Below are 22515 nucleotides of genomic sequence, written 5' to 3'. Positions count from 1 at the left end.
AAACAGCCCAGTATTGGGCTGTTTTGGGCGTTTCGTTTGTACTGGGCTGCGGGAAAGCCAGGCCGGCCAGGCGTCAGCGCCAGCCGGCATTAAGCTACAATCAGTCTTTGTCGGCCGGACTCAGGGTCACGGAAGAGAGATAGTTCAGCAGGGCAATATCGTTTTCGACGCCCAGTTTCATCATTGCGGATTTCTTCTGGCTGCTGATAGTCTTGATGCTGCGGTTCAGCTTTTTGGCAATCTCGGTGACCAGGAAGCCTTCGGCGAACAGGCGCAGCACTTCGCTCTCTTTCGGTGACAGGCGTTTGTCACCGTAACCGCCTGCGCTGATTTTTTCCAGCAGGCGAGACACGCTTTCCGGGGTGAATTTCTTCCCTTTCTGCAGCGCAGCCAGCGCTTTTGGCAGATCGGTTGGTGCGCCCTGTTTCAGAACGATCCCTTCGATATCGAGTTCCAGCACGGCACTTAAGATGGCCGGGTTGTTGTTCATGGTCAGCACGATAATCGAAATGCTTGGGAAATGGCGCTTGATGTACTTGATAAGCGTTATCCCGTCACCGTATTTATCTCCAGGCATGGAAAGATCGGTGATGAGCACGTGGGCATCCAGTTTAGGCAGGTTGTTAATCAGTGCTGTGGAATCTTCAAATTCGCCGACAACATTCACCCATTCGATCTGTTCAAGTGATTTGCGAATACCGAACAGTACAATCGGATGGTCATCGGCAATAATTACGTTCATATTGTTCATGTATAGGGCTACCTTGCTACAGCAAGCTTTTGACATAGGTGTCAATGTCGCTGATGTATTTTTCTATGCTGGCGGCATCTTTCTCGCGAATAAGATGTTCCAGCGTTTCACATAATTGCTTGCCCGGAACCAGATTAAGCATGGCAAACACCCCTTTAAGCCGGTGTGCTGTCTGAGCCAGCGCCGCAAAATCGTTCGCGGCCGACTCAGTATACAACCTCTTAACATCATCTGGTACTGTGTCTACAAAGAGCGAATAATAACCGCTGGCCTGAAGTTCGGCGCTTTCGTTGCCGCCCAGTGGGGATTCCGGGGTCGCTTCCTGCGCCAGCTGCTCCTCTATTAGTTGTAGTACAGCTTCCTGCATAGCATTGCTCATATTAAAGTTAACGCGCACCTGGCCTGGGCCTATTTTGCGCACGCCAGACTCATCATCGCTTAAAAGCAAGCCTGAGGCAGTAAGATTAGACGGATTATCAGTGATAAAAAGATCATATTCTTGACTTGCCAGCCTTTCATCCGGCGAGATGCAGGTCGCTCCCCAGTTTTCGAGTTGACGCACCACGATGCTGCGGATCTCATTTGAGGTGACGTCCACCATGGCCACCACCTCATCCAGCAGACGCTCGTCATCATCAATTTCCTGCGGGCTGGCAGGCATTTTGACATGCAGTGAGTATCGAGTGCCAAGCGATTCGCGCGCTTTAATATTCAGATGGCCGCCAAGTTTGCGTGCCAGCTGATCGCACAGCCAGAAGGTGAGGGCGTTGGCTTTACCGTAATTATCGCTCTGCGTGTCGTTGAGGAACGGGAAGTGCAGATTGTCGATCTCGCTGGCCGTGACCCCTTCTCCGGTATCGAGGATACGGAAGGTCAAACGATCGTCGGCAGATTCGTCGTTACTCACCTCAAGAGTGATTTTACCGATTTGGGTGGTGGTGACCGCATACTGGATCAGCATCAGCAGGATCCGGCGCAGCGCGTCGCGGTCGCCGTGACGCTCATCGTTGGCGGGCAGCGGATTATTAATCAGCAGCTGCAGCCCTTTGCGTTTAATCACCGGCAGTACGTCCGGCACCACTTCATCGATCAGATCCTGGATGGAGAACAGCGTAGCGGTGCTCTTCCAGCTCTCGTTTTCGAGCATGTTGGCCAGCTGGATTTCATCCACCAGGCGCACCAGCGTATCGGCGTGACTCGACAGCTGAAGGCTTTCCGGGCTGGTAAGATGCGCCGCTTCGCTGGCCAGCGCCTTCAGCGGCAGCTTAAACGCCTCGCCAATATTCTGCATAAACGCGGCCCGGCCCTGCTGGTTCTTCTCGTACAGCCTTTGCGCCTGTTTGAGCTTTTTATTCACCATCACCTCGCGATCCTGATCGCGAATGATGAAAATCTGCGTGCGGGAGGCCACCTGGCTGCGGAACTGGCGGATCTCATACAGCTCATTATTGATGGTGGCCTGAATCACCCCCTGGTGCTGATCCGCCATGCTGGTGATGTTTTGCAAATTCAGGTGCGGCAGCAGGTGGTCGGCAATTTTGTTGCTGATAATCGTCCGGTTCGCTTCCTGATCGTGCACCAACAGGCCGAGCGGCAGCACAGAGACAATCTCTTCGTTGAGTGCCCGTAGCACCCGCAGCTCATTGCTGGAGGCGGTGGTGGCCGGGAGATCGCTCTGACGGCCAGGCTGTGTGCGGAAGGTGCTGTAGCCAAACAGCGCCAGGGCCAGCAGTCCGATGTTAAGCAGCAGCGGCAGCAGGATATTTTGCAGCGTATCCAGCAGGAGGGTTCCGAACGGCACCTGCCAGACCAGGCGCATCCCCGTGGTGTTCAGCGACGAGGCAATCTCAATTTTCGACCCATTAAAGGAGATCGCTACGCTGTCCGGACTCTCTTTATCCGTAGGCGAGCGCAGGTTCTGGACGGCGGTATCCGGTTCCAGGCGGAAGCTCTCCAGCGGCATATCCGGCGGGATCAGATCGTTGATCGGCAGATCGAAGGCGACCACTGTCGCCAGATGCCCTGGCTGATTGAAGGTGGTGCGCAGGGTAAAGTAGTGGCCATTTTGCCAGGCCAGCCGGCGCAGGGAGGAGAAACTTTCGCGCTCATCCAGGGCATTGGCCTGCTGCAGCATCTCCGCGCGGCGGGAGTCGACAACCGTGCCTACCGACGATTCTTTAAAACCCGAAGAGAGATCCTTTAGCGGCAGCGTCGAGATCAGGATCATGCTGTTGTCCTGACCATTGAGATAGTACATCGACCAGGGCACGGTCTCGGCGCCCCACAGCGTATCCAGATAAGACGACATGCGCTGGGTCATCTCAAGCGTGGCGCTGTCGTGCGAGCCAAAAATCAGCGCTTCGGTTTTGCGTCGTGTTTTCTCAAGATAGTAGACGTCCTGCTTCAGGCGCGTTTCCTGCAAACCGGCTGCGGAGGAGGTAGTAGGCGTCGCTGCAATGTTGTCGTAGATCTGCCAGGTCGCGTAGCGCCACGTATCGATGCGCTTATGCAGCGCATGGCTGATATCCACAATCTGATAGCTTCTGTCTTTTAACCAGGTGTTAACCGCGCTTTGCACCATTACGCCCATGGTCACTAACAGCACAACGATCAATAGAAGAAAGAAACGGGTGATACTACCCGGAAGCAGAGAGAATTTGTTCGCGGCGGTGGTTTCTGACTGACTCATTGATGTGTTTGACCCGTTATGGCTGCGCTGGCGACGAATAGGGCAGTATAAAGAGTAATAATCGAATTTCCAGCGTCACGCCACCGGCGGGGCTGACTTTTTATCCTCGCCACCCAAGTTTGCGCTTTTGTTTTAAATCTGTACGAAGAGAACGATATTGTACAAATTGTCCGCAATAGCGCCGGGTAAATAGCACGAATAAACAAGAAATTAAATTATCCATTATATTTAGAGGGCGGGAAGATGTTCACCAGAAGGATGGTTAATAGAGGTTATAGTTTCAATGTGGTAGCACAAATAATTACATTTGCGTAAAGAAGGGTAAAAAAAAACCGAATGCAGAGTGCATTCGGCTCAATAAAGGATAAACAGACATTCAAATATGAATGACGGTAATAAATAAAGTTAATGATGATAGCGAGAGATATTTTAGTCGTGAGGGCTGAATTTGTTTTGTCAATCAGTGCTATAATTAAATTTTGTTTAACTTATTGTTTTATATAGTTATTTATTATTTTTTGATTTTTGGTGCTTTATTTTTTAACTTATCGTGCTATCAAAAAGTTCCCTTGAATTTACAAAATGAAACACCTATATGGTAAAATGAAACATCTTAAAAGTTTTAGTATCATATTCGTGTTGGATTATTCTGTATTTTTGCGGAGAATGAAGTTGCCGACTGGTTAAGAGGGTTAACCAGTAAGCAGTGGCAATAAATAAAAGACATATAACAGAGGGTTAAAATAATGAAAGTTAAAGTCCTGTCCCTCCTGGTACCAGCACTGCTGGTAGCGGGCGCAGCAAATGCGGCTGAAATTTATAACAAAGACGGCAACAAATTAGATCTGTACGGTAAAGTTGATGGTCTGCACTATTTCTCTGATGACAAAGGTAGCGATGGCGATCAGACCTACATGCGTATCGGTTTTAAAGGCGAAACCCAGGTTAACGATCAGATCACCGGCTACGGTCAGTGGGAATACAACGTTCAGGCTAATGATACAGAAAGCAGCAGCAACCAGTCCTGGACACGTGTGGCCTTCGCCGGTCTGAAATTCGCTGACGCGGGTTCTTTCGACTACGGTCGTAACTATGGCGTTGTGTACGACGTCACTTCCTGGACCGACGTGCTGCCAGAATTCGGTGGTGACACCTACGGTTCTGATAACTTCCTGCAATCCCGTGCTAACGGTGTTGCAACCTACCGTAACCAGGACTTCTTCGGTCTGGTTGAGGGTCTGAACTTTGCTCTGCAGTATCAGGGTAAAAACGGCAGCGCCAGCGGTGAAAACGACACGGGTCGTAGCCTGCTGAAACAGAACGGTGACGGCTTCGGCGGCTCCGTAACTTACGATCTGGGCGAAGGCTTCAGCGTCGGTGCAGCAGCAGCATCCTCTAAGCGTTCTGCTGACCAGAACGGTGCAGAGGTGTACGGTCATGGCGATCGTGCTGACGTGTACAGCGGCGGTCTGAAATACGACGCGAACAACCTCTACCTGGCGGCGCAGTACTCACAGACTTACAACGCGACCCGTTTTGGTAACTCCCAGAACAACACCACCGTTTACGGTTTTGCTGACAAAGCGCAGAACTTTGAAGTGGTTGCGCAGTACCAGTTCGACTTCGGTCTGCGTCCATCCGTGGCTTACCTGCAGTCTAAAGGTAAGGACGTGAGCAACGGCACCAACAACTTCGGCGATCAGGATCTGCTGAAATATGTTGATGTTGGCGCGACTTACTACTTCAACAAAAACATGTCCACCTACGTTGATTACAAAATCAACCTGCTGGATGACAGCAACTTCACTCGCCAGGCGGGTATCAGTACTGATGACATCGTAGCACTGGGTCTGGTTTACCAGTTCTAAGTCGCACGCAGTATTGTATGAGGGGCCAATCGGCCCCTTTTTTTGGCCTCCACTTTAGGGTCTTACAAACCCCACTTTTTGGTGTACTCTTGCCGCTCTCAGGCTTGAGGATAATAACGAATGGAAATTACTTTTCTTCGTGTCGGCTTCCTGGCGACACTTTTTATGCTGACAGCATGTGACAACTCTCCCCCTCCGGTAAAGGCCACGACGGCCACCGCGACGGTGCTGGAAGGCAAAACAATGGGCACCTTCTGGCGGGTCAGCGTCATGGATATGCCTGCTTCCCGGGCCGATGAGCTGTGCGGAAAAATTCAGTCCCAGCTGGATGCAGACGACCAGCTGATGTCCACCTATAAACCTGATTCTGCCTTGATGCGCTTTAACAAGTCCCAGAGTACTTCGCCATGGCCGGTGAGCGAAGCGATGGCGGATATCGTTACCGAAGCGCTGCGCGTCGGCTATAAAACCCAGGGGGCGATGGATGTCACCGTTGGCCCACTGGTGAATCTGTGGGGATTCGGTCCCAATAAACAGCCGGTGAAAACCCCCGATCAGGCACAGATTGACGATGCGCGGGCGCAAACGGGCCTGCAGCACCTGACGGTGATCAATCAGTCCGGTCAGCAATATCTGGAAAAAAACATCCCGGATCTGTTTGTCGATCTCTCCACCGTGGGGGAAGGGTATGCGGCGGATCATCTGGCGACGCTGATGGCCGAAGAGGGGATCTCTCGCTATCTGGTTTCGGTGGGTGGGGCGCTGGTCAGCCGGGGATTGAACGCCAGCGATAAGCCGTGGCGGGTGGCGATCCAGAAGCCGACCGATCGGCAAAATGCGGTACAGGCGATTGTCGACATTAACGGCCATGGCATCAGTACCTCCGGCAGCTACCGGAACTACTACGAACTGGACGGAAAGCGTATCTCGCACGTGATCGATCCGCAGACCGGTCGCCCGATTAGCCATAATCTGGTGTCGGTAACGGTAATCGCCCCCACCGCGCTGGAAGCGGATGCCTGGGATACGGGTCTGATGGTGCTGGGCACCGATAAAGCCCGGGAGATTGTGCGTGAGCAAGGTCTGGCGGTCTATATGATCATCCGGGAAGGGGAGGGATTCAAAACCTGGATGTCCCCGCAGTTCGCCAGCTTCCTGGTGAACGGCCCGAATTAAAAAGCAAGGTTGCGGGTTTTTCGTCGCTGGCGCTCAGGCAGGGTATGAGTATGCTTAAAGAAGGAGCCAATCATGAAAAACCCGAACCTGAATAACGACGATCTGCGCTGGCTGGCGGTGCTGGCCCGCGATCCCCATGCCGACGGTCAGTTTGTGTTTGCCGTGCACACCACCGGTATCTTCTGTCGCCCCTCCTGTCGGGCTCGCCACGCTCTGCGTAAAAACGTTCGCTTTTATCCTGATGCCTGTCAGGCGGAGCAGGCCGGTTTTCGCCCCTGCAAACGCTGCCGACCCGATCTCCGCGATCCCAATGCGCAGCGGGTTACCACCATCGAAAAAGCCTGCCGCTTGCTGGAGCAGGATCAGCCCCTGACCCTGGATCAGCTGGCGCAGGCGGTGGCGGTAAGCCCGTATCATCTTCATCGCCTGTTTAAAGCCGCGACCGGCATGACGCCAAAAGCCTGGCAGCAGGCGGCGCGGGCGGCGCGTCTTCGCCAGGCGCTGGCGCAGGGCGACAGGGTCACCGACTCCGTACTGGCTGCGGGTTTTCCCGACAGCAGCAGCTATTACCGTAAGGCTGATGCCGCGCTGGGCATGACCGCGAAGCAGTACCGCCGTGGTGGGGAATCTACGACCGTGCAGTACGCCCTGAGCGACTGCGCGCTGGGCCGCTGCCTGGTGGCGGAAAGCGTGCGTGGTATCTGCGCAATTTTGCCCGGCGATGACGACCGCGCCCTGATTGCCGAGCTGGAGACGCTGTTTCCCCACGCTCAACGCGATCAGGCCGACGCGGCCTTTGCGGCCCGGGTAAGTCAGGTGATTGCCAGCGTCGATAACCACGCCCTGGCGCTGACGCTGCCTCTGGATATCCGCGGGACCGCCTTTCAGCTACAGGTCTGGCAGGCCCTGCGCGCTATCCCCGGCGGCGAGACCGCGAGCTACCAGCAGGTGGCCAACGCCATTGGCAATCCAGGCGCGGTGCGAGCCGTTGCCCGGGCCTGCGCCGCCAATACACTGGCGATTATCATTCCCTGTCACCGGGTGGTGCGCAGCGACGGCGGACTCTCTGGCTATCGCTGGGGTGCCGTACGTAAAGCTGCGCTGCTTAAGCGCGAAGCCAACAAGCTGGAGGAATAATGCTCGATCTGTTTGCCGACGCCGAACCCTGGCACGAACCCCTGGCACCCGGGGCGTTGATCCTGCGTCGCTTTGCGCTGACGCGTGCATCAGCGCTGATGCACGGCATCGAACAGGTTGCCGGACAGTCGCCGTTTCGCCAGATGGTTACCCCGGGCGGATACACCATGTCGGTGGCGATGAGCAACTGCGGCGCGCTGGGCTGGACCACCGACGCGCACGGCTACCTCTATTCACCCACCGACCCGCTGACCAGCGCGGCCTGGCCGCCGATGCCGCAGGCGTTTGCTGAACTGTGCCAGGCGGCTGCAACCGCTGCGGGCTACCCCGATTTTCAGCCTGACGCCTGCCTGATTAACCGCTACGGCATCGGGGCGAAGCTGTCTTTGCATCAGGATAAAGATGAAGCGGACCTGCGGGCGCCGATTGTCTCGGTATCGCTCGGCCTGCCTGCCGTCTTCCAGTTTGGCGGGCTGCGCCGCAACGATCCGCTTAAGCGTCTGCTGCTGGAGCACGGCGACGTCGTGGTGTGGGGTGGGCCTTCGCGTCTGTTTTACCACGGCATCCAGCCGCTAAAGGCTGGCACGCATCCCCTGACCGGAGACTGTCGCTACAACCTGACGTTCCGCCGGGCAGCGAATAACGAATAAAAATAAGAATTATTCTTGCTGTAAGCGGCGGGCAGTTTACACTGCTGGCTGTTTTTTCTTGTCTGGATTGCTCTGCATGGAACTCCTGTTACTGGTCTGGCGTCAATACCGCTGGCCGTTTATCGCGGTGATGGCGTTAAGCCTGCTCAGCGCCGCGCTGGGTATTGGTCTGATCGCCTTTCTCAACCTGCGCTTAATTGAAACGGTCGACACCACCCTGATGGTGCTGCCGGAATTTCTTGGACTGCTGTTGCTGCTGATGGCAGTGACCCTCGGTTCACAGCTGGCGCTGACGACCCTCGGCCATCACTTCGTCTATCGTCTGCGCAGCGAGTTTATCAAACGCATTCTGGATACCCAGGTTGAGCGCGTGGAGCAGTTGGGCAGTGCTTCGCTGCTGGCGGGGCTGACCAGCGATGTGCGCGCCATTACCATCGCCTTTGTGCGTCTGCCGGAGCTGGTGCAGGGCATTATCCTGACCTTCGGCTCGGCCGCCTATCTGGCCTGGCTGTCGACCAAAATGCTGGCGATCACTGCCCTGTGGATTGTGATCACTATCTGGGGTGGCTACATGCTGGTGGCGCGGGTTTACCGCCACATGGCTGTGCTGCGTGAAACGGAAGATAAGCTCTACAACGACTATCAAACCGTGCTGGAAGGGCGCAAAGAGCTGACCCTGAACCGCGAGCGCGCCGAGCACATCTTCAACAATCTGTATGTTCCCGATGCCCGTGAGTATCGTCATCATATTGTGCGCGCCGACACCTTCCACCTGAGCGCGGTGAACTGGTCAAACATCATGATGCTGGGCGCGATTGGGCTGGTGTTCTGGATGGCAAACAGCCTCGGTTGGGCAGACACCAACGTGGCGGCGACCTATTCGCTGACCTTGCTGTTTCTGCGTACCCCGCTGCTCTCGGCCGTCGGGGCGCTTCCCACCCTGCTTAGCGCACAGGTGGCGTTTAACAAGTTGAGAAAGTTTGACCTCGCGCCGTATAAAGAAGAATTCCCGCGACCTGAAGCGTTTCCAAACTGGCAAACGCTGGAACTGCGCAACGTGACGTTTACCTATCAGGACAACACCTTCTCCGTCGGGCCGGTGAATCTCACCCTCAACCGCGGCGAACTGCTGTTCCTGATTGGCGGCAACGGCAGCGGTAAATCGACGCTGGCGATGCTGCTGACCGGGCTGTATCAGCCCCAGTCAGGTGAAATCCTGCTGGATGGTAAACCGCTGAGCACAGAAAAGCCGGAAGATTACCGCAAGCTGTTTTCCGCCGTGTTTACCGACGTCTGGCTGTTCGATCAACTGCTGGGCCCGGAAGGAAAACAGGCCGATCCGGCGCTGGTGGAGAAGTGGCTGGCGCACCTGCAAATGTCGCACAAGCTGGAGCTACAGGACGGCAAAATCCTGAATCTGAAGCTGTCGAAAGGGCAGAAAAAACGGGTGGCGCTGCTGCTGGCACTGGCGGAAGAGCGCGACATTATCCTGCTGGATGAGTGGGCTGCCGATCAGGACCCGCATTTCCGCCGCGAGTTTTATCAAGTGCTGCTACCGCTGATGCAGCAGATGGGTAAAACCATCTTTGCCATCAGCCATGACGATCACTATTTTATCCACGCCGACCGTCTGCTTGAGATGCGCAGCGGCCAGTTGAGCGAACTGACCGGCGCCGAGCGTGACGCCGCGTCGCGTGATGCGGTGGCGCGCACCGCATAATGCCCTGAACCTGCCCGGCGGCACCCTGTTGCCGGGCTATTTGCCCCCCGTTGCCGATTTTTTCCCCTTTCCTGTCATTCGTTTATTAAAATTTACACAACCCCGCGCTATTCTTAATGCCAACTCATTTCATGGATTAATGATTGATGCCTGGATTATCGAAAAATAGCGCAAGGTTGCGCGATCAGGAGCGCGCGCGTCTCATCTGGTTGATGACCACCGACAAAGCGCTCACCTCCACCCTGCTGGGCAAGCTGACCCTGGCTGAGCAATATGATGTCGGTACCTTAGCCGACGATATTGCTGAGGTAGGGGCACTGGTCGCCCATTTGCCACCGCCGGATCTCGCCGATACCCTCGAAGCGCTGCCCTCGGAAGAGCGCCACGCCCTGTGGCGACTGGTGCAGGATCACGAGCGTGGGCAGGTACTGCTGGAAGCCTCCGAAAACGTCTGGGAAGACTTGATTGACGAGATGAGCGACCACGCTATTCTCGATGCCCTGCGTACCCTGGATATCGACGAGCAGATTTACCTGGTTCAGCATCTGCCGCGTAACCTGACCGGTCGTCTGCTGGCCTCGCTGCCCGCCAGCGAACGTGCCCGCGTCCGCCAGGTGATGCACTACGAAAAGAACCGCGTCGGCGCGATCATGGAGTTTGGCGTAATCATGGTCCGTCCGGACGTGACGCTGGGTACTGTGCAGCGCTACCTGCGCCGGCTGGGTAAAATGCCGGAAAACACCGATAAGCTGTTTGTCACCTCGCGCGATAAAATCCTGCTCGGCGAGCTGGCGCTGCAGACCATCCTGCTGAACAGCGCCCAGCGTAGGGTGAGTGAGGTGATGGACACCCAGCCGATGATCTTCTCCCCTGAAGATGATGCCGAAAAAGCGGCGCGTACCTTTGAGCGTGACAACCTGATCAGCGCCGCAGTGGTGGACTCGGTGGGTAAGCTGATGGGGCGTGTGACCATCGATGAGATCGTCGATGTGGTCTATGAAGAGACCGACAACGATATGCGCGCCCTCGGGGGGCTAAGCGCCGAAGAGGATGTCTACGCCCCGGTGAGCAAAGCGGTCAAAACCCGCTGGGCATGGCTGGCGATTAACCTCTGTACCGCCTTTATCGCCTCCAGGGTGATCGACGGATTTGAACACACCATCTCGCAGCTGGTGGCGCTGGCCTCGCTGATGCCAATTGTGGCGGGCATTGGTGGCAACACCGGCAACCAGACCATCACCATGATCGTGCGCGCGCTGGCGCTACAGCACATTCAGCCGGGCAACTTTACCTTCCTGATCCTGCGAGAGCTGGGCGTAGCGCTGATCAACGGCCTGGTGTGGGGCGGGATTATGGGTGGGGTGACCTGGTGGCTGTACGACGATATGGCGCTGGGTGGGGTGATGACTCTGGCGATGGTACTGAATCTACTGGTGGCGGCGATGATGGGGGTGATTATTCCGCTGACCATGACCCGCCTCGGGCGCGACCCCGCAGTGGGGTCGAGCGTGATGATTACCGCCATCACCGATACCGGCGGTTTCTTTATTTTTCTTGGTCTGGCGACGGTGTTTCTGCTGTAGCTGCGTGCCGACGTTTGATGCGGGACGGCATTATCGCCATCGCAATAATGCCGCCCACCACGCCAATCGCCAGATTACCGGTTGAGACGGTGGCCGCAATGGTCACCAGCATCACCAGGGTTTCGGCGATCGGCGCCCCTTTTACGCTGGCCGGTTGAATGCTGTGCCAGTTGAAGGTTTTGACCGCCACAATCGCCATAATGCCCGCCAGCACCGCCATCGGGATTTTTGCCATCACGTCGCTCAGCGCCGTCACCAATAGCAGCAGCACCAGCCCGGCGGCCAGCGTAGAGACGCGGCTGCGGCCTTTGCCCATCTCGACGTTAACGATGGTCTGACCGATCATCGCACAGCCCGCGATCCCGCCAAAAAAGCCCGCCATGATATTTGCCACGCCCAGTCCCATGCTCTCCCGGCGCTTGCTGGAGGGCGTCGCGGTCAGCTCATCCACCAGCTTTGCGGTCAAGAGGGATTCCATCAACCCGACGAAGGCGATGCTTAATGCGCAGGGCCAGATGATGCTCAGGGTGTGCAGGTTAAGCGGCACCAGCATCTGGCTGATGCCCGGCAGGCCGCCGCCAATCGAGCCTTCATCCCCGACGGTCGGCAGCAGCTGGCCGCTGGTGACGGTAAACAGCGTCAGGACCACAATCGCAATCAGTGGGGAAGGCACGCTTTTAATGTAGCGGGGTGCCCACAGCACAATCAGCAGCGTCAGGACAAACAGGCCGACAATCAGCGGGCTTTTGCTCCAGAAATGCGGCACCTGGGCAAAGAAAATCAATATCCCCAGCGCGTTAACAAATCCGGTCATCACTGCCTGTGGAATAAAGCGCATCAGGCGCGCCATCCCCAGCGCACCAAACAGGATCTGGATCAGGCCCGCAAGCAGCACCGCCGGCAGAATGTACTGCGCGCCGTGCTGATGAACCATCGGCCCAATCACCAGCGCCACGGAACCGGCTGCGGCGGTCACCATCGCCGGACGACCGCCCATCACCGACAGCGCCAGGCACAGCACCACCGAGGCAAACAGGCTAACTTTGGGATCCACGCCCGCCACCACCGAAAACGAGATCACCTCCGGGATCAGGGCCAGGGCGGTGATCACCCCAGCCAGGGTTTCACGCATGAAAAGTGAGGGAGAACGCAGGACCGTGACGATCCGGGGAGAGGCATGTGTCTGGGACATAGTTTTTCGCAGGTTAGTGGCGCCAGCAGGACAAGGGGTTCTGTGCGATAGATCACAAAGGGCAGCATAGTAGCGGGTAAGCGCGCGCTTTGCCAGCCCGCCAAATCGGATAACCCTACAAAATGCGCAACATTAATTATCATAATTACAATAATTATTTAACCTTTAAACAATATTTAAATGTTGCTACCGTTGGCGCCGCACTCCACTTCCAGTATTAACAGCAAAAAATACGCTTATCACGAAGGCATTAATGATGAAAAAAATGACTGCCATGCTCTTGTCCGTGGCCGTAAGCCTCAGCGCTGCCCCAATGGCGGCACAGGCGCAGGCCCCGCAGGCGCAGGAAACAGACGTTCTTTTAATTGGCGGCGGTATCATGAGCGCCACGCTTGGGACCTATCTGCAAGAGCTTGAGCCAGACTGGTCAATGACCATGGTTGAACGCCTCGACGGCGTGGCAAAAGAGAGCTCCAACGGCTGGAATAACGCGGGTACCGGCCACTCGGCCTTAATGGAACTCAACTACACCCCGCAGAAGAAAGACGGCACCATCAGTATTGAGAAAGCCGTTGAAATCAACGAAGCGTTCCAGATTTCGCGCCAGTTCTGGTCTCATCAGGTGAACAGCGGCGTGATGCACGACCCGCACTCCTTCATTAACACCGTGCCGCACATGAGCTTTGTCTGGGGCGATGAGAACGTTAACTTCCTGCGTGCGCGTTACGCTGCCCTGCAGCAAAGCACCCTTTTCCGCGGGATGAAGTATTCCGAAGATCATGCGCAGATTAAAGCCTGGGCACCGCTGGTGATGGAAGGGCGCGACCCGAACCAGAAAGTGGCCGCGACCCGTACCGACATTGGTACCGACGTCAACTACGGCGAAATTACCCGTCAGTTGGTGAGCGGGCTGCAGAAGAAAGAGAACTTCAGCCTGGCCGTGAACACCGAGGTGCGCGGCTTTACCCGCAACGCGGACAACTCCTGGAACGTGACCGTTGCCGACCTGAAAAACAACGACGCAGAGCGCGTGATTAAAGCGAAGTTTGTCTTTATCGGCGCAGGCGGTGCGGCGCTGAAGCTGCTGCAGGAAACCGGTATTCCGGAAGCTGACAACTATGGTGGCTTCCCGGTTGGAGGGCAGTTCCTGGTGTCGGAAAACCCGGAAGTGGTGAATCGCCATCTGGCGAAAGTGTACGGCCAGGCCTCGGTAGGCGCACCGCCAATGTCGGTTCCGCACATTGATACCCGTATGCTGGACGGTAAGCGCGTGGTGCTGTTTGGCCCGTTCGCCACCTTCTCGACGAAGTTCCTGAAAAACGGCTCCCTGTGGGATCTCCTGAGTTCAACCACCACCTCCAACGTGGTGCCGATGATGAACGTAGGGCTGGATAACTTCGATCTGGTGAAATACCTGATTAGCCAGGTGCTGCTCTCTGACGACGATCGTTTCGAGGCGCTGAAAGAGTACTATCCGCAAGCGAAGAAAGAAGACTGGCGTTTGTGGCAGGCGGGTCAGCGCGTGCAGATCATCAAGCGCGATGCGGATAAAGGCGGCGTGCTGCGTCTGGGCACCGAAGTGGTGAGCGATAAAGAAGGCACCATCGCTGCGCTGCTGGGGGCTTCTCCGGGCGCGTCGACGGCGGCGCCGATCATGCTGCATCTGATGGAAAAAGTGTTCAAAGACAAAGTCGCAAGCCCACAATGGCAGGCGAAGCTGAAGACCATTATCCCGTCTTACGGTACGGCGCTGAACGGCAACGTAGAAGCCACCGAACAGGAGCTGGAGTTCACCAGCCGCGTTCTGCAGCTGAACTATGACAAGCCGCAGGCTCCTGACGCGGCACCACAGGCTCAACTGCAGGCGAAGCCGGAAAGCAAACCGGTCGCCGATATCGCCCTGTAACGTTATTTGCCCGGCGGCGCACGCTGCCGGGCATCATGGCATTAACGCACGACGGCGTTTTCAACCTTCTCGTCGGCCTTCCAGATTCGGTACTTCACCTCGATATTCGCCGGGGTATAGACCACAATCGGCAACTTGCTGTTGTAGCGCAGCAGGCTGTTCTCTCCCAGATTCGCCGTCACAAACTGCTTAGATTTTTTCCCTTCCGGGCACGCCATCATGGTAGAGACCGGTGAGGTCGCCTTATCGAAGACGTAATAGTCGTAACCCCAGCCTTCCAGCGTTTTGCGGGTTAACTGGCCGCCGAGCCGGTGGCGATTGCAGTCCACTTCCAGCGTCTGTCCTATCAGCAGCTCAACGTTAAAATCCGCTTCCTGTTGCTGTGTTGGCAGGTCGATTACCTGGCGTTTCATCCCCTGTTCAGCCTGCGGGTAGGGGGCCGTTTTGCTTAATGGCTGGGGGGCATCACTGGCGTATGCGTTAAGACAGGTCAGCGCCAGCAGGACAATGACACTTTTCGATGTGTTTTTCACAGTTATTCCTTTATGTGGATCCGTTCGCTTTCAGACTATCATGGTAGCTGTTTTTACCTTAAATTTATTTATAACAAGTGTAAATCACTGAGTAATTAGCTTGATAATAGTTTTAAATACTGTATTGGTGCCATGGAGGGGATCGTGGTAGGGTGAGCGGCAATCATTGTTATTCATCTGTGAAGGAAAAAACCATGGTACGTGAAAAACTTAACACCCCGGCGGGGCGCAAATTTCTGCTGGCACTGCTGACGGTTTTTCTCATTGCGGTCGCGGGCGTGGGGCGCGTCACCATTATCGGCGTGGTTGAGCAATACAACATTCCGCTGACGGAGTGGACCACCAGCATGTTCTTCCTGCAGTCGGCGATGGTGCTGGTCTACAGCACGGTGTTTACCGTCCTGCTGGCGATTCCGCTGGGGATTTTTTTCCTCGGCGGTAGCGATAAACGCTAAGTTTTCACGTTGCTTTCCCGGTTTTCTACCCTTCGCCGGATCCCGAAAGGGGTCTGGGTGGTGGGCGGCGTCAGTATGCTGATGGATATCTCCTCGGAGATTATTCACAGCCTGCTGCCGCTGTTTATGGTCACCACCCTTGGCGCCAGCGTCATCTTTATCGGCCTCATAGAAGGACTGGCGGAAGCCACGGCGCTGTTCATCAAGGTGTTTTCAGGTGCAATCAGCGATTATCTGGGTAAGCGAAAAGGCCTTGCGCTGCTGGGCTACGGGCTCGGGGCGGCCAGCAAGCCGCTGTTTGCGCTCGCGTCTTCTTCCGGGATGATCCTCGGGGCGCGGTTGATTGATCGGGTTGGCAAGGGCATTCGTGGCGCACCTCGCGATGCGCTGGTGGCTGACGTCACGCCGCCCGAGATGCGCGGCGCGGCCTTTGGGCTGCGTCAGTCGATGGACACCATCGGCGCATTTCTTGGTCCTCTGCTGGCAGTCGGAATGATGCTGCTGTGGAACGACGACTTCCGCACCATCTTCTGGGTTGCCGTCATTCCCGGCGTGCTGGCCGTTGCGCTGTTATTTTTCGGTTTGCATGAGCCCGCCACCCCGATTGCCCACAAGCGTACCAATCCCATCACAAAAGAGAACCTGAAACGCCTCGGCACCCGCTGCTGGTGGGTGATTGGCCTGGGCGCAGTCTTTACCCTGGCGCGCTTCAGCGAAGCCTTTCTGGTGCTGCGCGCCCAGCAGTCCGGCATTGCGCTGGCGCTGATCCCTCTGGTGATGGTCGCCATGAACCTGCTGTATGCCTTCTCGGCCTATCCCTTCGGCAAATTATCCGATTCCATGAGCCATACCCGCCTGCTGCAGTGGGGGCTGGTGGTGTTGATTGCGGCGGATATCGTGCTGGCGCTGAGTACGCACTGGGTTGGGATCATAGCTGGTGTGGCGCTGTGGGGTATCCATATGGGAATGACTCAGGGATTGCTGGCGGCGATGATCGCCAGAACGGCGCCTGCGGATCTGCGCGGTACGGCGTTTGGCCTGTTCAGCATGGTGAGTGGCGTAGCGCTGCTGATTGCCAGCCTTGGGGCAGGTATCATCTGGGAAACCTGGGGGGCGGAATACACCTTCTGGACCGGCGCCGCTATCTGCCTGCTGACGCTGGTGTACCTGTTGAAGCGCCCGGCGGTGCTGTAAAGCGTCGTGCAGAGGAAAATTATTCTGTAATTAATTCGGCGCGTTAGCGCGGTTTTGGTACCAATGTGGTCCTTTATTTCAGGAGAACGTTATGAAAAGGACCACACTTTATACCGCCCTGGCATCTGCTCTGTTGCTGCCATCACTGTATGCACATGCTGGCCCGCAGGCGCACGTTGTCTGCGCCTACAATCACACCCTGGGCGACGATGCCATTATGATGTTCGGCAAAACCAATCAGGCGATGTGGCATGATTTTTTCGGCAACACCCGCACCGATGCCCATTCCAGCTATCAGTCGCTGCGTCAGCAGCCAGAAACCACCTGCGATAACAAAGCCGACAGCTCGGCGTACTGGGCACCGTCGCTGCGCCTGCCCGACGGGACGGTGGTGCAACCCGCTTACCAGAAAACCTATTACCAGGCATCCAACGTTGAGCAGTTTCCCCTCAGTCCGTTCCCGGCCGGACTGGCGCTGCTGGCGGGCGATCACCACGGTACTCAACCCAGCTCCCGCATCACCTTTCTGTGCGCCAACGGCAAAGGCTATAGCAATAAAGTGGGGGAAGTCTGCGGCCTGAGAAATGCCAAAGATGGAGTCCAGTTTAATATCGGGATCCAGTTCCCGAATTGTTGGGACGGTATTCACCTGCAGCCGATGCACGGCATGGCGAATGCCACTTACGACGTGAAAGGGCAGTGCCCGTCCGGCTTCCCGGTGAAAATCCCGACCGTCAATATGAACGTGGCGTATGTGCTTAAGGGCATCACCTCCCTTGATACCGCCAAAGCGCAGCTTTCTCTCGATCCCACCATGAACGGCGATGTGCGCGAAGAACACTGGGGCAGCCTGTATACTGCTCATGCCGATTTTATGAATGGCTGGACGGAACAGGGCGCGCAGTTTATGACCGATATGTGCATGAACGAAGGCACCGACTGCGGGACTAACGTGCCTTACGGCTATTCTAAAGCGCAAGCCAACGTCTGGGTGAGCAGCGAGACGCCGACCGTTCCCGTGCCGGACCCGCAGATGCTGCTGATTCAGGATAACTGGAAAAACGGCGGCCGAACCCGTAATCCGGAGACCCTGAGCCTGGTCAAATTTACAATCCCTGCGCTACCGACCGGCCAGGATCCTACTCTGTTCAAGTACAAGGTGCGGATCTACGGTGGGAAAGTCGAAGCCAACGGTGCCGACCAGATCTTCTTCTATCCGGCCAGCAACGACTGGGATCCGGCTACGGTGACCTGGAAAAAACGCCCAACCACCAGCTACAACTCGGATGCGAGCCTGTATCTCGATAACAAGGTTGAATACCGGATGGTGGACGTGGACAAAGCGGTGCGTAAAGCGCTGGCGGCAGGGAAAACGGAGATCTCCTGGTATATTGGCGGCGATCGGCAGGGCAACCATTACCAGTTCAGCCCGACATCTTCAAAAGAGAGCCTGCTGCTGATGCTGACGGGGTTCAAAACCACGCCGGAAATTTGATGGAATAAGTGAGGCGTAAGGCATAAGCCAGTCAGGCCACTGACTGGCTTTGTTGTATTACAATTGTTTACACTTGAAAGGGGTGCCTGTAAACAGTCTTTATATCAGCGGGTTACCAATAATAAGAGTCCAGATGTGTTTCATTCGAAATCCCCGTTACGGGCGTTAAATCCGTGCTTTTTCTCAATCAAAATAATACGCTATCTGCCTGCCCTGACTTATATCAAATTTTTATTAGTTCACTAACGTAATATTTTCTTTTGTGAATTACAGCACGAAATGCTAATTTTCTGGACGTGTTAACACTGCCTGTTTATACCGGCTGTTAATCCTCATTTTTCTTTATTGTGGTGGTGACGGGTATGTTTAAGAAATTGATTATCTCTGTTGTGCTCTCTTCTTTCGTGGCAGCGCCGGCATTTGCGATCAGCGCCAACTATCGCGCGCAGCTTGAGCGCTCCGGCTGTACGCAGCAAACCGAGCTGGACGGAACCTGCAACATCCATAAAACCAAAGCGGAAAACCAGAAAGCAGCGAAAGCCTCTGCCGCGACCTCAGGCGATCGTGCTGAGCTGGAAAATTTTCTGCGTGACAGCGTTCGTGGACAGAAAACGGATGATGCTTACAGTGCGCTTGAGGGATATGGTTTCAAAAATAATCAGCCTCTGATCTGGGTCAAAGGGAAGCAGAAGGTCACACTGAAAGTGAACAGTGCTGATGTCGTGACGAGCGCCACATCCGCTCACTGATTGCAGACTGATTTCAGGTAAAAGAAAAGGGATGAACTCGATGAGTTCATCCCTTTTTTGATTGAGTTGGTCGGCACGGAGAGATTTGAACTCTCGACCCTCGCCACCCCATGACGATGCGCTACCAGGCTGCGCTACGTGCCGACACATGGAAATTTATACTACTCATTTCCGCGTGTAATGCAAGAATAGCCCAGACTAACTGATTAAAAATTAATCAGTTAGCGATGAACCGTTTCTCTTCCGTCAGCACCTGCAGCAGCAGACTCAGCTGCGGCGTGTGGTCATTGAGCTTCTCACCTTGCAGGTTATAGGTTCTGTAGCTGCCGTTGCTGTTCAGCACCAGTGTCAGCGACGGCGTGGTCACGGCCAGCGTGTTACTGCTGGCGGCGGTAACCCAGGAATGGCGACGCGTCGCGCTGAACAGATCCTGACCCTGCGAATATTCATTGGCTGGCGTGCTGACGTGCAGCAGACGCTGCATCAGGGTCGTCATCACGTCTTTGTGATCGGTTAGGGTGCTGATGCGCTGCGACGGCGTGCCAGGCCAGTGGATCACCAGTGGAACCTGCAGGCGAGGGCGCGACCACTCAACATCATTGCGCTCACTTCCCAACGGAACACCGTGACCGGCGGTGATCACCACCACCGTGTTTTCCAGCTTGCCGGCGTCGCGCAGGGCGTTCAGTACGCGCGCAATCTGGGCATCAACTTCACCTGTGGCCTGCGCATAGCGGCGGGCAAAGGTTTTCTGGTTGCCGTCATCAATTGACGTCCCGTTGAGCGCAACCCAGGAGAACCAGCGGTTATCATCCTGCGCATAGCGGTTAAGCCAGCTGATCCACTGACCGGCAGTTTGTTCGTCTGACTGGCTTTTCGCTGGAGGTAGCGAAAAGTCGGACAGCAGCGCCTGGCGATACAGTGGGCTGGTGAAACCATCGGAAGAGAACAGCCCCAGCTGATAACCCTGTTGATTCAGGCCGGTAATCAGTGCCGCAGGCGTACGTGATGACAATACCCCGTCCATATAACCTGGCGAAATACCGTAGAACAAACCAAAGATCCCGGCATCAGTCGCGTTACCGGAGCTCATGTGCTGGGTAAAGTTGATGCTCTGTTCGGCAAACTCCGCCAGGGCAGGCATCTGCTTCTCGTAACGCGAATAGTTCAGTCCGTCGACGGTGATCAGCAGGACGTTCTGGCCCTGACCCATATCGCGATAGCGCAGCTCGCTAAGCGGATACTGTACCGAAACCGCCTCGGGATCGCCCTGTTCAACCAGTCGACGCTGATACTCCTGCGCATCCAGCAGACCGTGTTTTTCCAGAAAACGGCGCGCCGTCATCGGATAGGAGAGCGGCAGGTTCGCGCGCTGCATGGTCACGGGACGATAGAAGTTAGCATCGGCCCAGATGTACATGACGTGCGAGCTAATAAAGGCAACAAAAAAGAGGGCGGCGACAGGTCGGGCATAGTGACGACGGCGCGTCAGGCTGCGCAGCTTCTGCCAGCTCCAGGTGGCAAATAGCATCTCAATCAGCAGGATGATCGGCACGCTGATAAACATCAGCTGCCAGTCGCGTGCGGTTTCGTTCTGGTCGGGATTGATCACCAGTTCCCAGACGATGGGGTTAAGATGCAGGTGGAAGCGGGTAAAGACTTCGCTGTCGATGAGCAGCAGCGTCATGCCCACAGTGGCCAGGATTGCGGAGACAAACCGCATCAGCCGCTGCGACATGACGACAAACGTCAGCGGAAACAGGATCAGTAGATAGGTGGCGAAGACCAGAAAGCTAAAGTGGCCAATGACGCTAATCCATGAGTAGACGCGCCCGACAAGCGTTGTTGGCCAGTCGGCAACAAACAGATAGCGACTGCCCAGCACCATCGCCAACAAAATGTTGAACAGGGCAAACCAGTGCCCCCAGCTAACCATCTGGGAGACTTTTTCACGATAGCGCTGACGATTCGTCACCATAGACTGTCGTTCGTTTCCCTTAGTGCGCCTGGTCGTCGTTAACCGAAGACTGTAAGGCCTGAGCGAAAGATTTCGCGATTGCCTGGCGCTGGGCCGGCGCAACGCTGGTATTGATAAGGTTAGTCACCATATTTCCCAGAACCATCAGGGAAAGATCGGTCGGTGCCTTATGTTTTTCCAATACGTTGAGCAGCTCACTGAGCATGAGTTCAACGTGTTCATCACTGTAGCGGGAGAGTTGTGGCATAAATCGAAATCTGTTTGTGGAGGAAAGGGCAACATATTACCGTAGCAACAGCTTTTTTTCCCCTTTTTTATCTTCTGTTGCACAGATGACTGGGGGGTGGTTGAATACGGCCCGGTCTAAAAGGAGAGTTTATCATGAGTCTGGATATCAACCAGATTGCCCTGCACCAGCTTATCAAGCGCGATGAGCAAACCCTTGAGCTGGTGCTGCGCGATTCGTTACTTGAACCGACAGCTACCGTTGTTGACATGGTGGCGGAGCTGCATCGGGTGTATAGCGCCAAAAACAAAGCCTATGGCCTGTTTAGCGAAGAGAGTGAGCTGGCGCAAGCGCTGCGCCTGCAGCGTCAGGGTGAAGAGGACTTCCTCGCCTTCAGCCGGGCGGCAACCGGACGCCTGCGCGATGAGTTGGCAAAATACCCCTTTGCTGATGGCGGGATCGTCCTGTTCTGCCACTATCGCTATCTGGCGGTCGAATACCTGCTGGTGACGGTGCTGAACAATTTAAGCAGCATGCGCGTTAACGAACAGCTGGATATCAACCCAACGCACTATCTGGATATCAACCACGCGGATATCGTGGCGCGTATTGATTTGACCGAATGGGAAACCAATCCGGAATCAACCCGCTACCTGACGTTCCTGAAAGGGCGGGTAGGGCGCAAAGTCGCCGACTTCTTTATGGATTTTCTCGGCGCCAGCGAAGGTCTGAACGCTAAAGCGCAGAACAAAGGTCTGCTGCAGGCGGTGGATGATTTCACCGCAGAGGCGGCGCTGGATAAATCCGAGCGACAAAACGTGCGTCAGCAGGTTTACGCCTACTGCAACGAACAGCTACAGGCCGGTGAAGAGATCGAGCTGGAGTCGCTGTCAAAAGAGCTGGCGGGCGTCAGCGAGGTGAGTTTCCAGGACTTTACCGCAGAGAAAGGGTATGAGCTGGAAGAGAGCTTCCCGGCGGATCGCAGTACCTTGCGTCAGCTGATGAAGTTTGCCGGTAGCGGCGGTGGGTTAACCATTAACTTTGACGCCATGCTGCTGGGCGAGCGCATTTTTTGGGATCCGGCAACCGACACGCTGACCATTAAAGGCACGCCGCCGAACCTGCGCGACCAGCTGCAGCGCCGTAGCGCGGGTGGTAAGTAAGCGCCATAAAAAAACCCCGCAGCGCGGGGTTTTTTCTCGACGTGTTAGCG

General features: G+C 55.7%; 18 protein-coding genes, 1 tRNA gene and 1 pseudogene. 13 read left to right on the top strand and 7 right to left on the bottom strand.

Annotation, left to right across the window (positions count from 1 at the left end; all coding sequences use genetic code 11):
- Window positions 1-100: 100 nt before the first annotated feature.
- Complete coding sequence (gene rcsB / locus M8014_RS12730; protein ID WP_271268840.1) at window positions 101-751, bottom strand: response regulator transcription factor RcsB; 651 nt, start codon at window positions 749-751, stop codon at window positions 101-103.
- A 16-nt stretch (window positions 752-767) separates the two neighbouring features.
- Window positions 768-3440: a phosphotransferase RcsD gene (rcsD, locus tag M8014_RS12725; protein WP_271282806.1), complete on the bottom strand. Its 2673-nt coding sequence runs from the start codon at window positions 3438-3440 to the stop codon at window positions 768-770.
- A gap of 746 nt (window positions 3441-4186) precedes the next feature.
- On the opposite strand from rcsD, the gene M8014_RS12720 reads away from it, so the two are divergent.
- From M8014_RS12720 to mgtE, 7 genes are all read left to right on the top strand, one after another.
- Window positions 4187-5308 (top strand): porin OmpC, encoded by a 1122-nt coding sequence (locus tag M8014_RS12720; RefSeq protein WP_271282805.1) that lies wholly within the window; start codon window positions 4187-4189, stop codon window positions 5306-5308.
- Window positions 5309-5428: 120 nt separating this feature from the next.
- Complete coding sequence (gene apbE / locus M8014_RS12715) at window positions 5429-6484, top strand: FAD:protein FMN transferase ApbE (RefSeq protein ID WP_271282804.1); 1056 nt, start codon at window positions 5429-5431, stop codon at window positions 6482-6484.
- A 72-nt stretch (window positions 6485-6556) separates the two neighbouring features.
- The gene (ada, locus tag M8014_RS12710; RefSeq protein ID WP_271282803.1) at window positions 6557-7621 is read left to right on the top strand and encodes a bifunctional DNA-binding transcriptional regulator/O6-methylguanine-DNA methyltransferase Ada; all 1065 of its coding nucleotides are present in this window, start codon (window positions 6557-6559) and stop codon (window positions 7619-7621) included.
- On the top strand, window positions 7621-8271 hold the full coding sequence (alkB, locus tag M8014_RS12705; RefSeq protein WP_271282802.1) for a DNA oxidative demethylase AlkB: 651 nt from the start codon (window positions 7621-7623) through the stop codon (window positions 8269-8271). Before ada ends, alkB begins: the two co-directional genes overlap by 1 nt.
- Window positions 8272-8347: 76 nt before the next feature.
- On the top strand, window positions 8348-9991 hold the full coding sequence (locus M8014_RS12700) for a multidrug ABC transporter permease/ATP-binding protein (protein ID WP_271282801.1): 1644 nt from the start codon (window positions 8348-8350) through the stop codon (window positions 9989-9991).
- Window positions 9951-10160: a hypothetical protein gene (locus M8014_RS12695; RefSeq protein ID WP_271282800.1), complete on the top strand. Its 210-nt coding sequence runs from the start codon at window positions 9951-9953 to the stop codon at window positions 10158-10160. The genes M8014_RS12700 and M8014_RS12695 overlap by 41 nt, the downstream gene beginning before the upstream one ends.
- Window positions 10138-11574, top strand: a complete 1437-nt coding sequence (gene mgtE, locus M8014_RS12690) for a magnesium transporter (RefSeq protein ID WP_271282799.1) — start codon at window positions 10138-10140, stop codon at window positions 11572-11574. The genes M8014_RS12695 and mgtE overlap by 23 nt, the downstream gene beginning before the upstream one ends.
- On the opposite strand, the pseudogene M8014_RS12685 reads toward mgtE, so the two are convergent.
- Window positions 11537-12834, bottom strand: a pseudogene (locus M8014_RS12685) (SulP family inorganic anion transporter). The gene mgtE and the pseudogene M8014_RS12685 overlap by 38 nt on opposite strands.
- 188 nt (window positions 12835-13022) lie before the next feature.
- Between M8014_RS12685 and mqo the strand changes: the two are divergent.
- Window positions 13023-14672 (top strand): malate dehydrogenase (quinone), encoded by a 1650-nt coding sequence (mqo, locus tag M8014_RS12680; RefSeq protein WP_271282797.1) that lies wholly within the window; start codon window positions 13023-13025, stop codon window positions 14670-14672.
- Between the two features lie 41 nt (window positions 14673-14713).
- Here the strand turns inward: mqo and eco are convergent, their stop codons facing one another.
- Entirely contained in the window at window positions 14714-15205 is a 492-nt protein-coding gene (eco, locus tag M8014_RS12675; RefSeq protein ID WP_271282796.1) for a serine protease inhibitor ecotin, read from the bottom strand.
- A gap of 194 nt (window positions 15206-15399) precedes the next feature.
- On the opposite strand from eco, the gene M8014_RS12670 reads away from it, so the two are divergent.
- The 4 genes from M8014_RS12670 to M8014_RS12655 all read left to right on the top strand — a co-directional run bounded on the left by M8014_RS12670 (window position 15400) and on the right by M8014_RS12655 (window position 19098).
- Window positions 15400-15660 (top strand): DUF2534 family protein, encoded by a 261-nt coding sequence (locus M8014_RS12670; protein WP_271282795.1) that lies wholly within the window; start codon window positions 15400-15402, stop codon window positions 15658-15660.
- Between the two features lie 9 nt (window positions 15661-15669).
- A complete protein-coding gene (locus tag M8014_RS12665) occupies window positions 15670-16854 on the top strand; it encodes an MFS transporter (protein WP_271282794.1) in 1185 nt (394 codons plus the stop codon).
- A 91-nt stretch (window positions 16855-16945) separates the two neighbouring features.
- Complete coding sequence (locus M8014_RS12660) at window positions 16946-18349, top strand: DUF1996 domain-containing protein (protein ID WP_271282793.1); 1404 nt, start codon at window positions 16946-16948, stop codon at window positions 18347-18349.
- A gap of 362 nt (window positions 18350-18711) precedes the next feature.
- On the top strand, window positions 18712-19098 hold the full coding sequence (locus M8014_RS12655) for a hypothetical protein (RefSeq protein ID WP_271282792.1): 387 nt from the start codon (window positions 18712-18714) through the stop codon (window positions 19096-19098).
- 67 nt (window positions 19099-19165) lie between these two features.
- On the opposite strand, the gene M8014_RS12650 is transcribed toward M8014_RS12655, so the two are convergent.
- From M8014_RS12650 to M8014_RS12640, 3 genes are all read right to left on the bottom strand, one after another.
- Window positions 19166-19242 (bottom strand) — tRNA-Pro (locus M8014_RS12650).
- A gap of 73 nt (window positions 19243-19315) precedes the next feature.
- Window positions 19316-21076: an LPS biosynthesis-modulating metalloenzyme YejM gene (yejM, locus tag M8014_RS12645; RefSeq protein ID WP_271282791.1), complete on the bottom strand. Its 1761-nt coding sequence runs from the start codon at window positions 21074-21076 to the stop codon at window positions 19316-19318.
- A gap of 19 nt (window positions 21077-21095) precedes the next feature.
- Complete coding sequence (locus M8014_RS12640) at window positions 21096-21323, bottom strand: YejL family protein (protein ID WP_271282790.1); 228 nt, start codon at window positions 21321-21323, stop codon at window positions 21096-21098.
- 134 nt (window positions 21324-21457) lie between these two features.
- On the opposite strand from M8014_RS12640, the gene yejK reads away from it, so the two are divergent.
- Entirely contained in the window at window positions 21458-22465 is a 1008-nt protein-coding gene (yejK, locus tag M8014_RS12635) for a nucleoid-associated protein YejK (RefSeq protein ID WP_271282789.1), read from the top strand.
- Window positions 22466-22515: the final 50 nt, after the last annotated feature.

This window comes from Silvania hatchlandensis (genome assembly GCF_025564065.1).
GTDB classification, from domain to species: domain Bacteria; phylum Pseudomonadota; class Gammaproteobacteria; order Enterobacterales; family Enterobacteriaceae; genus Enterobacter; species Enterobacter hatchlandensis.
Note: the sequence above shows the minus strand (reverse complement) of the source record. Positions and strands in the feature narration are given on the sequence as shown.